This window comes from Pseudoxanthomonas sp. Root630 (assembly GCF_001427585.1).
GTDB lineage: Bacteria > Pseudomonadota > Gammaproteobacteria > Xanthomonadales > Xanthomonadaceae > Pseudoxanthomonas_A.
Map to the genome: position 1 here is coordinate 645,810 of NZ_LMGY01000012.1, position 12,548 is coordinate 658,357.

At 62.8% G+C, this 12,548-nt stretch carries 13 protein-coding genes; 8 read left to right on the forward strand and 5 right to left on the reverse strand.

The features are described from left to right. Nucleotides 1-9: 9 nt before the first annotated feature. A complete protein-coding gene (locus ASD72_RS09030; RefSeq protein WP_056879573.1) occupies nt 10-339 on the reverse strand; it encodes a metalloregulator ArsR/SmtB family transcription factor in 330 nt (109 codons plus the stop codon). Between the two features lie 1,095 nt (nt 340-1,434). On the opposite strand from ASD72_RS09030, the gene ASD72_RS20920 reads away from it, so the two are divergent. Further along, nucleotides 1,435-2,460 (forward strand): hypothetical protein, encoded by a 1,026-nt coding sequence (locus ASD72_RS20920; protein WP_235577979.1) that lies wholly within the window; start codon nt 1,435-1,437, stop codon nt 2,458-2,460. A gap of 12 nt (nt 2,461-2,472) precedes the next feature. Here ASD72_RS20920 and ASD72_RS09040 read toward each other — a convergent pair whose 3' ends face one another. Both ASD72_RS09040 and ASD72_RS09045 read right to left on the reverse strand, forming a co-directional pair. Continuing rightward, entirely contained in the window at nt 2,473-2,940 is a 468-nt protein-coding gene (locus ASD72_RS09040; RefSeq protein WP_155944559.1) for a hypothetical protein, read from the reverse strand. Between the two features lie 6 nt (nt 2,941-2,946). Then, complete coding sequence (locus ASD72_RS09045) at nt 2,947-3,270, reverse strand: hypothetical protein (RefSeq protein ID WP_056879576.1); 324 nt, start codon at nt 3,268-3,270, stop codon at nt 2,947-2,949. Nucleotides 3,271-3,383: 113 nt separating this feature from the next. Between ASD72_RS09045 and ASD72_RS09050 the strand changes: the two genes are divergently transcribed. Further along, nucleotides 3,384-3,722, forward strand: a complete 339-nt coding sequence (locus ASD72_RS09050) for a helix-turn-helix transcriptional regulator (protein WP_056879577.1) — start codon at nt 3,384-3,386, stop codon at nt 3,720-3,722. Here the strand turns inward: ASD72_RS09050 and mobQ are convergent. After that, nucleotides 3,719-5,380: a MobQ family relaxase gene (gene mobQ / locus ASD72_RS09055; RefSeq protein ID WP_162250370.1), complete on the reverse strand. Its 1,662-nt coding sequence runs from the start codon at nt 5,378-5,380 to the stop codon at nt 3,719-3,721. The genes ASD72_RS09050 and mobQ overlap by 4 nt on opposite strands. A 445-nt stretch (nt 5,381-5,825) precedes the next feature. Between mobQ and ASD72_RS20600 the strand changes: the two genes are divergently transcribed. Both ASD72_RS20600 and ASD72_RS20925 read left to right on the forward strand, forming a co-directional pair. After that, nucleotides 5,826-6,194: a conjugal transfer protein TraD gene (locus ASD72_RS20600; protein WP_235577980.1), complete on the forward strand. Its 369-nt coding sequence runs from the start codon at nt 5,826-5,828 to the stop codon at nt 6,192-6,194. Then, nucleotides 6,191-8,092, forward strand: a complete 1,902-nt coding sequence (locus ASD72_RS20925) for a type 4 pilus major pilin (RefSeq protein ID WP_155944560.1) — start codon at nt 6,191-6,193, stop codon at nt 8,090-8,092. Before ASD72_RS20600 ends, ASD72_RS20925 begins: the two co-directional genes overlap by 4 nt. Here ASD72_RS20925 and ASD72_RS09075 read toward each other — a convergent pair. Continuing rightward, entirely contained in the window at nt 8,079-8,624 is a 546-nt protein-coding gene (locus tag ASD72_RS09075; protein ID WP_056879582.1) for a hypothetical protein, read from the reverse strand. The genes ASD72_RS20925 and ASD72_RS09075 overlap by 14 nt on opposite strands. A 223-nt stretch (nt 8,625-8,847) precedes the next feature. Between ASD72_RS09075 and rimK the strand changes: the two genes are divergently transcribed. The 4 genes from rimK to ASD72_RS09095 all read left to right on the forward strand — a co-directional run bounded on the left by rimK (nt 8,848) and on the right by ASD72_RS09095 (nt 12,536). Beyond that, entirely contained in the window at nt 8,848-9,726 is an 879-nt protein-coding gene (gene rimK / locus ASD72_RS09080) for a 30S ribosomal protein S6--L-glutamate ligase (protein WP_056879583.1), read from the forward strand. Between the two features lie 316 nt (nt 9,727-10,042). Next, a complete protein-coding gene (locus ASD72_RS09085) occupies nt 10,043-10,525 on the forward strand; it encodes a hypothetical protein (protein ID WP_155944561.1) in 483 nt (160 codons plus the stop codon). Nucleotides 10,526-10,534: 9 nt separating this feature from the next. Continuing rightward, complete coding sequence (locus ASD72_RS09090; protein WP_056879584.1) at nt 10,535-11,218, forward strand: response regulator transcription factor; 684 nt, start codon at nt 10,535-10,537, stop codon at nt 11,216-11,218. Beyond that, the gene (locus ASD72_RS09095; RefSeq protein ID WP_056879585.1) at nt 11,205-12,536 is read left to right on the forward strand and encodes a HAMP domain-containing sensor histidine kinase; all 1,332 of its coding nucleotides are present in this window, start codon (nt 11,205-11,207) and stop codon (nt 12,534-12,536) included. The genes ASD72_RS09090 and ASD72_RS09095 overlap by 14 nt, the downstream gene beginning before the upstream one ends. Nucleotides 12,537-12,548 lie beyond the last annotated feature (12 nt).

Below are 12,548 nucleotides of genomic sequence, written 5' to 3' on the forward strand. Positions count from 1 at the left end.
TGTTCCTGGCTATTTGGCGGGAGTGGCACACGAGGAAGAAGGCACTTCGCAGGGCGTGCCGGCACAGCAGTTTTCAGTGAGGAAGGACAACAGCTTGTCCATGGCCTTGTAGTTCGCCGAGTAGATGACGAAGCGTCCTTCTTGACGTGAGAGGGTCAGTCCGGCCGCGGTGAGTTCCTTCAGGTGAAACGAGAGCGTCGCCGGACTGATGTCCAGGTGTTCGGCAATGGCTCCGGCCGCCAGCCCGGCAGGCCCTCGCTGGACGAGCAACCGGAAGACGGTGAGGCGGGTTTCTTGGGAGAGGGCGCTCAACAGCACCACGGCGTCTGCGTTCTTCATATTTCAACGTTATTGGAAATATCAAAACAATGCAAGTGCCCGCGGGCGACGACCTGTCGCGGGCTCGAAAAAAATTCGTCCGTTTGCTTTTCCAGAGCAGGCAAAGGCTTTTCTTGAGTAGGGAAAAGCCCGGTAGATCCTTTCCCTGCTTCCTATCCCCTGCATGCACAGGGGTAAAGGGATCGCAAAAGCGGCCCCCTGCTTTGCCCTTCAGCTCGAGGTTCGCATCCGCTCCCCCGAGCCGAAGGGCAAAGTCTCCCCTAGGACCCGCGCTAAAAAGCGCCTGGGGATGACTTTGGCCCGCCTGCGTGGCCCCCGAAGGGACCCGAGCACTCAGGGCGCGGTGATAATCAGACGACACCGCTTCGACAGGTTCAGGAAGTCTGACTTCCCCGGCTCTGGGTCCTGTCACCAGGCTCACGCCTGGCGTCTCTCCAGTGGGCTTCCCCGCCCCAGGACGCGTTTTTTCCTGGGATAACTCCTAGCAGCAATCCTTTGACCACAACCCGTTGGTGGACGGACAGAGAAGGGGATACGCTCCCGGGCCAGATTGAGCACTCCCGGTTACCCCTCGACAGATGATCCACCTGGGTCGGCGCAGGTTGCAGAGCCAAACCGGCCTCATTGTCCCCCTGCTTCAAAGCCCGCGCGCTCGGAGGAATGGTTAGTCCCTCCTTCCATGTGCGCGGCCTGGCTTGTTCCATCCAGGCACCGTGATACGGCTACCGAAGTCGCTGGGCTGGCAGAGCGGAGACGAGAGGGGAGGACTTGCGGGATGGCCTCGGCTTGTTACGCTGGCCTCAAGGGGCCAATGCCTGGGCATGTCGTAGCTGTCACTACCTTGCTCGCCTCCGGGTCGGTCAAACCCGGCGGCCTTGAACTGAAAGTAAAACGCCCCGGCGCTTTGTCAAGGCCGGGGCACTTTCTAGTCAATCCGCGAGTTCTGGCATGTTGATAGCGAAGGTTCTAGGCGACTGTCCGGCATGTGGCTATGGCCGATTTGGCAATGCGGGCGTCATGGCAGACCACGTTCTAAGAGGGTGCGGACGTTGCAAGCACTCCGAGCAAGTTTGGCTGCCCCCACTTCGCAAGAAGGTGCTTTATCTCGACCAGCCTTTTTTTAGTGGCGCATTCAGAGGCGGAGACCCGCGATATGTGGAATTGGCGGAGCGGATACAACATGCGGCATCCGTCCAGCTTCTGACAATACCTCGCTCATCAATCCATGACTGGGAAACCAGATTGTGGTCGCGCGGAAATGAGCTGCTGGAATTTATCAAGCGAACCAGCAGAGGACACACGTTCGAGCGCGCTTACAACATTGAGCTGCGGCAAATCATCAGGGGGTTTCGACGCTGGCTTTCAGGCGATGACGCAACATATCCCGTTGAGCAGAGGGGGGCACTCACACAGCGTGTCCACGTATGGGACGACTACTTTTTTGTGGACGTCCATCATGAGCCGGGCGATACGGAGCTCCAACGTCAGCTTAAGCAGCAATCCACCGAACGCTTATTGGACCTATTCGATGGATGGCGCCAGTCGGACGAGCCATTCGAACAATCGGTAGCAGGGGAGTTGGCCGGTGCAAAACGGCTATACGTTGATGCCTTCCTAACCTACTTTACGAGGGTCGGTCGCGGCGATTTTTCAGCACTTTTCGACTCGCCAATTAATTCACGGGTCGTAGAACAAATGCGACACTTTCTTCCCGAGGAAATGCCATTTCATGACATGCTTCGAAGATGTGAAAACTTCTTCGACTCGGAGCACTTCGCAAATCTCCCCTATCAGTATTTGCGCTCTAGAGCATTTGCCACCTTGCGGGGTATGGTCCGGAATGGGGCCTATATCAATCGCGAGCGTGCGCGTGCCAAGCTCGGCGGTTTCTACTCTGACGTCGACCATGCTGCATTCTACGGTCCCTACTGTGATGCCATCGCGTTGGACCAACCTATGGCGGAGTTGATGGAAAAGCCTGGTATCGCCTTGGCAGAGAAATTCAATGTCAGGGTCTTTAGTCTCAATCATCTTGATGACTTCCATGAGTGGCTGGACGACCTGGAAGCATCAATGACAGACGAGCATCGACAGGCTCTGAATATTGCTTACCCACCTTAGAGCTCTAGAACGCTATCGAAGGGACGTTGAGCGCAACAGGGACCAAACCGTGCCCCCCAGGATGGGCAGCACCAGGTGGGCAGGCAGCAGAACCAAGCCGATGAGCATCATCAAGCCACGGACCTGGTCGGGATGTGGAAGCAGTTCCGCAAATCCGCTGACCAAGAACACCAGTGCGTGAACGGCAATTACAACGCCCCAGGTCCAGAGGAAGCCGCGCCAGAACCCCCCGCGCTTTAAGCTCTGCCCGGCGAAGTGGGAATATGGCTGCCGCTCAACCCATGCCCTGCGCCGATTAGCCCGGAACGTGAGCCAGTAGAGGAAGGCAAGCAGGAGCCACAGGCCCAGGCCACCGAACACGCCCAGCCAGCCCATCGGGTAGCCGTTTCGGATGGCCTCAAAACCGCCGCCTAGGAACACCACCCCTGCGCCACCCAAGAGGACGGAGGCGCAGCCCACGTGTGCGTATGACGTTGCCATGGCGGGTCAGGGCTTCTGCGCAGTCCAAGTCCCAGATGACTTGCTAAAGCGGATGGGCTCGACAAACGGACGCGCCTGCTGCGTTCCGGCGAGGTCGACCAGGACCGAACCCCCGACGTCGCACACCACGTCATCTGCCTGGTGTTCCGCCTCATGGCAACCCACCAGGGAGAAGTCTCGGAAGCTGGTGACCTTCATGAGGCCGTTGGAGGCCTGGACAAAGGACGCCGCAATGGCGTCCTGCGCCTCTTGGTCGGTGGGGCGGCTGCTGCCGCACCCGGTGAGGGCAACAAGCGTTGCGACCATGGCAATGCCGCGGATGAGTTTCATGTGTGGTCCCCTGGTAATGCTGCCCGATGGCAGTCATTTGCGAATATCGCAAATGCGATGATAGATTGAAACGGGCAAACTTCGGGGGTTCAGTCGACGTTGTCCTTCGCACGATGCCCCCAACCAAACCGCCTGGCTCGGTGTTCGGCAAGCGCCTTCGCGCCGCCCGACTTGCGTCAGGCCTGTCGCAGGCACAGCTTGCGGAGGTGTTGGGTTTGAAGGAACAGAACACCGGGGCGCCGCGCATCTCGCGATACGAGACGGGCCAGCACGACCCGGACCCGGCCACTGCCGAGGCGCTGGCCAAATCCCTGGGCGTGCCGGTGGCTTACTTCCACGCCACTTCGGATGTGCTCGCCGAACTCATCTTGGTGGCGTCAACGCTTCCCCCCGCGAAACAGAAAGAAGCGCTGGAGCAGCTGAAGAGGTTCGCCGCCAGCCTGAAGCGTTAACGCAATCCTGGAGGGCGAGGGCGCGTTGGGGGCGTAGGCACCTGCGGCGCTGGTTTCACTTCTGGCGGCTGCGGGACGTCCTCTACTTTCGGGAACTTGGGAGCGGGCATGTTGAATGCCTGGGCGAAGTCTTCCCGTGCTTTCTCCGCGTCGCGAACGGCTGCCTCCCACGCTTTCTTCGCGTCGTCTCGCAGACGCCGACTGCGCTGGTATTCGTTCTGGGCTTCACGATGACGGTCGACGGCATCTTTGGCGTGCCGGTCGCGCTCAGTGGGCCGACCGATGAGGCGGGCCATGCGGCTGCCCACGTCCGTGCCCGGCTGGAAGTGGTTGGCATCGGCTTCAGCCCGCCGACACGTCCTTACCGCGTCGTCCCGATGCGATTTCGCGAGGAAGAAGTCAGCTTTCTTGTCCTCTGCGTTGCTATGCGTAGAAATCACTTGCCGGGCAGTGCTTCTCTGCCATGGCGATAGCGTGTCAGGTTGCTGCAGCGATCGTTTCGCCCGGGCGATCAACTCTTCAATAAGCTCCTCAAGCTGTTTTGCTGCCTCTTTCATTACAACTTCCTCCATGTGAGTTCGGTCTTTGCTGCGTGCGGCCCGCTCCAGTGCTGCTGACACCTTTCCCGGATGACCACCGGCGCCAGCCGGCGGGCGGGGCTTGGATGCCACGCCCTTGTGCGGCTTCTTCGCACGCGCCAGGACGGCGGCTCTTCGTGCCAGGGATTGGTCGATGGCCTGAAGTTCGGTGACGGCGGCGGCCTGAAGACGGAGCGCACTTTCCTGCCGTCGCTCCAAAAGAGCGCGGGCGTGTAGGGCTTGCTCGCCGGTGGGTTGCAAGCGCCCTTCTGCAGCGGCACGTGCTTTTAGTTCGCGGAAGCGGTCGGCCTGAGCTTGAGCGTGCTGAGCGTTCTCCGCCCGAACACGCTGGACGCGCTCGGCTCGGGGACTACGTTTGCCCCGGCGGGCGGCAGCGGTGGCCGTGCGACCCACCTTCGGTTCCGGAGAGCGGTCGAGCGCAGCGACCTGGGCGAAGTCTCCGGTGTTGGCGGCAGCCACTTGGCGGTCCAGCAAGCTGCGATGGTCCACGCGCTCGGCCAACCCGGTGTGCTCCAGGTGGCGATTGATGGTGGCGGCGAACTGGGCGCGCACCTCGTCCACCGCACCGGTTTTTCGGTCGTCCAGTTCACGGGTTTTCGCGCCCAACCCGGTGGGCTCCATTCGCCGAGTGGTGGCCAAGATGTGGACGTGATGGTTGCGCTCGTCTGCCTTCTTGTCTGGCGCGTGGACAGCGAACATCGCTGCGAAGCCAAAGCGGTTCACGAGGTTGGCGGTCAGCTCGCGGGCAAGCTCGATGCGTTGGTCGGCGTTGAGTTCGTGCGGAAGCGAAATAAGGAACTCGCGGGCCACCACGCTGTTTTTACGCGTCTCCGCGGCCTCGGCTGCGTTCCAGAGTTGCGCGGGGTCGCGCGCCCAGGCCGGAGCACTCTCAGGCGCCAAAACCTCGAACGCAAGCACGCCAGATTTGTGGGAATAGTTGTGGTGCTCGCCCGTTCGCTCGTCGGTCAAATCAATGCCGGCGCGATACGCTGCGCCCGCCACGGCGCTGGCGCCCTGACTTCGACTGATTGTTTTGATTTCGCAACGGTAGATGGCCACAGGTTCCCCAGACGAAACGGCCCGCCAGTCCCCGCTTGCGGGGGCGTCCGGCGGAAGGGGGACAGCGAGTGCCGCAGGCGCTCGCGGGGTGTCGGGGGCGAAGCCCCTGACCGCGGGCAAACTCGAAGAGTTTGCATAACCGCGCTCTTGCTGTGCTCATCGGGGTTGCTGCGCACCCCTCCATCACCGCCGAGAACCGGGACGCTCGCTTTCGCTCGCTGTCCCCCTCTACTCAAGTTGCCATGCACACGCGAAACGTCAAATGCAGGAAGAAGCTAACTGCAAAAGCACGGCCGGCTTCGCCGCCCGTTCTGTTCGGCTCGCTGCGCTCGCCTTCGTTTGGAGGCTTCGCCTCATGCGCTCCGCGCTTTAGTCAAATTTATGGTCTTGACGAACCGTTTGTGCATGGTTGCATGAGGTAGACACACACACAGAGAGCAACGGCATGGCAGTGGATACGGAGAAGCAACGCGAGCGTTTGGACCGCATGATGAACAGCCTGGCAAAAGAGACTGCCAAGTTACTGGTTGCAGAAAAGGCGGAGCAGCGAAAGCAACAACGGGAAGCGGCGCGAACCAAAGCGAAGGAACGGGCAGCGCTTTTCCGCTCTGCTGACGCACATCGAAAAATCGTTCTTGGTGGGCTGACCATTGCCGCGGGCGCGGATGAGTGGGACCCCGCAGAAATCGTTGGCGCGTTGCTCCTGATGGGAGAGCAGCTGGCGCAACAACCCGCGCGCCGCGAACACATACGTCAGAAAGGCATTGAACACCTTGAGGCGCGTGAGGCTGCGCGAAAGGCAGCGCAGCAATGAAGCGCCACGCTGGCTGGGGGCTTATTGAAACCATGCTGGCGCTAGGTGCGTTGTCCGCACTCTCGCTGGGCATCTACATGGTGTTATCCCCGGCCTCAGCCGCCGCCCAGGCGAAGGTGGAGCAAGACAACTTGCGCGACCTCTCAACCGCGGTTGACCGCTCGTTTGGTCTGCTCGGCAGCTTCGAGGGGATAAGCGCGTCGAGACTGCGGGAAGATGGACTGGCACCGACGCGCATGGTTGACGGCAACACGCTGCGCACCGCCTGGGGCACAGCCGTCGATATCGTTCCGCACGCGGTGAACGCACCTGCTGATGGGTTCTTAGTGTTGTATCCGTTCGCGCCGGCCGACGTGTGCCCGCGCTTGGCCGCGGCGGTGTCGCGAGACGTGTTCGACATTCGCGTTGAAGGGGTGAGCGTTTTCGACGGCGGGCGGCTCAACCCCAGCGCCGCCGCCGCCTGTGGTGCGCACGACACAGCCACGATGGAGTTCGTTTATCACTCAGGCCTGGTGGCCGGCACGGCGGTGGCTGCGCCGCTGCTGGTGCTGCCGCCCCCCAGTCCGCCGGTCAGCCGGCCGACCTCGCCGCCGTTCGGTGGCCCGGTCGGGCCAGCGGGTCCCGTGGGCCCTGCCAGTCCTGTGGGGCCGGTGGGCACGGCGCCGCCCGTGTCGCCGCCGCCCTCGGTGTTGCCGCCCACGGCACCACCCAGTTCGGTAACGACCACCACGCCACCGAGCGTGACGCCACCGCCGGCGACGCCTCCCACCACGGTGACCGCATGCGTAGTTCCACCCAACACCGTGGAAAATCAGAACCTCAATTGCTCAGCCGGCAACTACGGCGCCATCGCGCAGTCTCGGTTTGCCACCTGGTCATGCCCCGAAGCCTGGGACGTTCCCGTCCAGGGCGCGTTCGCCGCGTGGACCACTACAAGCAACACGTGCCAGGCGTGCCCGTCACCGTCGACGCAGTCGGATGCGCAATGGGTGTTCACGCCCAGCAGCTGCGCCGCCGCGCAATACGGAACGCGCAGCTGGGAGCGTGAACAGTCCCGCGGCCGGGCCGTGTCCTACAACTGCCCGGTGGGCACGTCGACGTTGCCCGCTCCCACCTACGGCGCATGGTCTGCCTGGGCGAATACCGGCGCGACGCGCAGCCAGGTCAACACATGCGTGAACTGTCCGGCGCCTTCCACGCAGTCGGAGACACAGTGGGTGGCCACCAGCTCCGTGTGCGCCGTGGGACAATACGGCGGCACGTCGTGGGAACGCGAACAGGCGCGCAGCCGAGGCATGTTCTACAACTGCCCGGTCGGCACCACCACGTTGCCACCGGCAACGCCGGGCTCCTGGAGCGGCTGGGGTGACACGGGTGCCACGCGCAACGCGAGCGGTTCCTGCGTCTCGTGTCCGGCGCCATTCGGCCAGACGGACACGCAGTGGGTGGCCGCCAGCGCGGCGTGCCCGAGCGGACAAGTCGGCACGCACTCCTGGGAGGCCGAGCAGGCCCGCACACGCGCCGGCTCCTACAACTGCCCAGCGGGGACCAGCACGGTGCCCGCGGCCACGTTTACTGGTTGGAGCGCATGGGCCAACACGGGCGCACGACGCAACGAAGTGAACACCTGCGCGCCCAGCGGCTGGCCGCCCGGTCATCGTTTCGCGCAGTGCTTCAACGCCTCTGACGTGGACTATGGCTTTGGCTGCGTTGTGATGTGGTCCGGTGGCCGCTACGTAGTGCCTGGAGGCGCAACCGCACTCACGTATGTGTGCAATGGTTACGACACGGGCTCGGGCTGCTCTGACGAGCGCGCAACCTACGCAGAAAGCCGGTGCGCTTCGGGGTCAGCGGTGTTCTGGCACTACGGGCAAGTTGGTGATTTCACTTGCCAGTGACTTCACCATGGCGCGTGGTCCTGCCCCGTGCCTGGTGGAGCAGCTGGCCCTTGGCGACCAACCAGCCGGGGCCGCCGGCGAGGTCTGCGCGAGAAAAGCCGCTGCTGCCGTCATTGCGCAGCGTGGGCGCCGTGCCATTTCCGTCGCGGTAGAAGTGGCTCCAGGCGCGCGCGGCTGAAGTCATGTCCAATACCTTCTGCCAAGGGTGGCTATGAAGCGTCTCGCCTACGAAGGTGAAACCTGCTGGCACCTCGGAAGTGTTGATGGCGCACCCATGCGGCACCCCATCGGTGTAGAGGCTTAGTCCGTAGCGCTCCCCGTCGTGGGCAATTGCCCCACAGGCTTCATTCCCGCTGTTGCGGGTAAAGACATGGAGCGTCTCCCCCAGCCGGAGCAGGAAGACGGGCAGGGGTTCGCCCGGGTCGCTCACGTAGTCGCCCAAGTGCTCACGTTGCCAACCTTGGCTAGAAGCTTCGTGAGCAAGACAGGGCATTGAGGTGAAAGCCGCCAAGACCAAGAAAAGAACGCGCATGCCGCCACTCCGGTGCTTGAGTGGCGACCCACGACCCCGCTATGCTTGGGTATCGTTTGAGGTATCGTTTTTTTGGTTCCTTGAGATGGCGGTCTCCCGTCAATTCAAGGACTTAGGGTGGTATGGAACTGTTTCCCATCACCCGCTCCACCCCTTTCCCTCCCGTCATCGTCCGGCCTTCCGGACGTGCGATGCTGTTTGCGATCCCGGTGATCCCGCGCCCATGAAGCTCGCCATCCTGTCGCGCAACAGCAAGCTGTATTCGACCCGCCGTCTCGTGGAGGCCGCCAGGCAACGCGGGCACACCGCGCGCGTCCTCGATCCGCTGCGCTGCTACATGCGCATTTCGTCCTCCGGCTTCCAGCTCCACTACAAGGGCAGATCGCTGGCCGACTACGACGCGGTCATCCCGCGCATCGGCGCGTCCATCACCCGTTACGGCACGGCGGTCCTGCGGCAGTTCGAGTTGATGGGCACCTACAGCCCGAACCCTTCCGATGCCATCCTGCGCGCGCGCGACAAGCTGCGCGCGCACCAGTTGCTCGCGGCGCAGGGCATCGATCTGCCGGTGACCGTGTTCGGCGACAACCCGGACGACACCACCGACCTGTTGTCGATGCTGGGCCCGCCTCCGCATGTGATCAAGTTGAACGAGGGGTCGCAGGGTGCGGGTGTCATCCTCACCGAGAAACCCTCCGCCTCGCGCAGCGTGGTCGAGGCCCTGCGTGGCCTGTACGCCAGCTTCGTGGTCCAGGAGTTCATCGGCGAGGCCGAGGGCGCCGACCTGCGCTGCTTCGTGGTCGGCGACGAGGTCGTCGCATCGATGCGGCGGCAGGCGCCGGAAGGGGACTTCCGGTCCAACCTGCACCGCGGCGGGACGGCCATGCGAATGGAGGCCACGGAGGAGGAGCGCGTGGTCGCCGTCCGGGCCGCGAGGGTGCTGGGTCTGGGAGTGGCCGGGGTGGACCTGATCCGGGCGACCCGGGGGCCGCTGGTGCTGGAGGTCAATTCGACCCCGGGTCTGGAAGGGATCGAGGCCGTCTGCGGGGTGGATGTGGCGGGCAGGATCGTCGAGCACCTGGCCGACCACGCGGCTGAATAGGGCCGGCGTCGGGATGTCGGTCGAAAATCCCGGATTTCACGCAGATTTAACGCCGCCTTTAACGGGTGTTTAATCGATTTCCGCGTAGCCTTGTCCGGACCGCAGCTCTGCGTTCCTCCCGGTGATACATCTGGAAAGCACAGGATTACGGTAATCGGGGCTTTATTTGGCCCAAGCGGGCGTCCACCCGCTTGGGCCTTTGTTTTTTTTGCACGTCGCCATCGCTGCGTGCTATGACAGAATCCGGATTATCGCGGCGCCCGTCCGGTCCTGCCGGTGCGGTGACGCCCTTCCTTCCTGACGAACGAGGTGTTGAATGTACAAGGTGGTACTCGGCTCCATGCTGGCGTTGGCTGCTGTGACGGCGCACGCCAAGATCGACTCCGGCAGCGACAGCGCTCCGACGAAGCTCAACCTGGGTGGTTCTTCGTTCGAGGAGCAGCGCACCGCCATCCTCAAGGACCTGGATGGAGGAAAGGTCTACGCTGAGATCTCCCCCAAGGAGCGCGGCGACGTCAAGGATGCACTTGCCCGCATCTCGGGCGCGCTGCAGGCGCCGACCGGCGTGCAGGGGCTCAACGATGAAGAGAAGGCCCGCGTGTTCAATGACCAGGAACTGGTCAACAGCATCCTCACCCGTGCGGGCGAAGACAGCCGGCTGGTGTGCACCCGTGAAAAGAAGGTGGGTTCGCACCGCCCCACGACCCAATGCCTGACCGTCGCCGAACGCCGTCGCATGGCCGAGGCAGGGCAGGATCTGATGCGCCAGCAGAAGATCCCGCTCCGCGGCAACAACTAAGGGCTCCTGATGCGCATCCTCGTCATTGAAGACAACAGCGATATCGCCGCCAACCTCGGCGATTACCTGGAGGAGCGTGGCCACACCGTCGACTTCGCGGCCGACGGTGTGACCGGGCTGCACCTGGCGGTGGTCCACGAGTTCGACGCCATCGTGCTCGATCTCAACCTGCCGGGCATGGATGGCCTGGAGGTCTGCCGCAAGCTGCGCAACGAAGCGCGCAAGCAGACGCCGGTGCTGATGCTGACGGCGCGCGATTCGCTGGACAACAAGCTGGCCGGTTTCGATTCCGGCGCGGACGACTACCTGATCAAGCCGTTCGCGCTGCAGGAAGTCGAAGTGCGCCTCAATGCCCTGTCGCGTCGCGGCAAGGGCGTGCAGACGCGCGTGCTCGAGGTAGGCGAGCTCGAATACAACCTGGATACGCTGGAAGTGCGCCGCCAGGGCAAGCTGCTGCAACTCAATCCGACCGCGTTGAAGATCCTGCAGGCGTTGATGGAAGCCTCGCCGGCCGTGGTGACGCGCCAGGAACTGGAAACCCGCGTCTGGGGCGAAGAGCTGCCCGATTCGGATTCCTTGCGCGTGCACATCCACGGCTTGCGCGCCGTGGTCGACAAGCCGTTCGACGCACCGTACATCCAGACCCGCCACGGCATCGGATACCGCATCGCCGCACCCGATGCCAGCAGCTGAGTCGTCGAAACCCCGCCGCCACCGCCGCTTCCGGCGGCGGCTGCGCACCCGCATCATCCTGTCGTTCGTCCTGTTGGGAACATTGCTGTCTGCGTTCATCGCAGCAGCAACGTTCTATGTTCAGAACCAGGTTGAGAATCGGGTCATTTCCGACACTTTGATCAAGAACAACAACATCTACGCCGATGGGTTCTATCGCGACCCCAATGCCGTTGGTGTTGCCTTCGAAAAGATCCAGGGGCGAATGTTCAGTACCGATAAACTCGACCGAGTTCCGGACGAGTGGAAGGAGCTGGCCAACGGAGTTCACGAGCTCAAACTCAAGGAGGCGGGCGAAGAGCGCGTATACAAACTGGCAGTTCGAAAGGATTCGGAGTACTGGTTCTTCCTCGCCTATGACATTGCTGAGGAGCGAGAGAGCCAGAATCGCTTGAAGACGGCACTGGTGATCCTCGTGATGATCCTCAGTGCTTTGTCGTTGTTTGTAGGATGGTGGTCTGCGTCTAAGGTCATGAGTCCGGTGTCCGAGCTGGCGTCGAGGCTGCGTGCCTACCGTGGCAGCAGCAATCCAAAACCTCTCGCGCCGCACTTTCCTCAGGACGAAGTCGGCGAACTGGCCAAGGCCCTGGACGACTATTCCAGCCGGCTGACCGACGTCGTCCAGCGCGACCGCGAGTTCAACGCCGACGTCAGCCACGAGCTGCGCACACCGCTGGCCATCATCCGCGGCTCGGTGGAACTGATGTTGTCGCGGCCGGACATGGATGAGAAGACGCGTACGCGCATCCAGCGCATCCAGCGTGCCGAACAGCAGTGCACGGATCTGATCAGCGCGCTGCTGCTGCTGTCGCGCAACGAACGCGGTCATGGCAATACCGATGTGGCCCGCGTGGTCGATCAGCTGCTCGACTCCCACCGTGCCACGTTGGGCGGCAAGCCGCTCACGTTGCGCGTGGAAGGCGAAGAAGGCGCGCGGGTGGATTCGCCCGAGGCCGCCCTGTCCGTTGCGCTGGGCAATCTGATCGGCAATGCGGTGAAGTACACCAAGGAGGGCGAGGTCGTCGTCCGCCTGCTGCCGGATGCGGTCGAGGTCGTGGACTCAGGACCTGGCTTGAGCAAGGAAGATGCCGCACGTCTGTTCGAACGCGGCTACCGCGGAACGCATGCCGGCCACTCGCAGGGCGGCGGCATCGGCCTGTCCATCGTCAGCCGCCTGTGCGCGCTGTACGGCTGGCAAGTGGGCGTAAGGCCTGGAGAGGTTCGCGGAGTAGTGGCGGTTCTGAAATTCACTACAGGTTCGAACTCTTCGTTTTGTTGAGTCGCTCAGAGG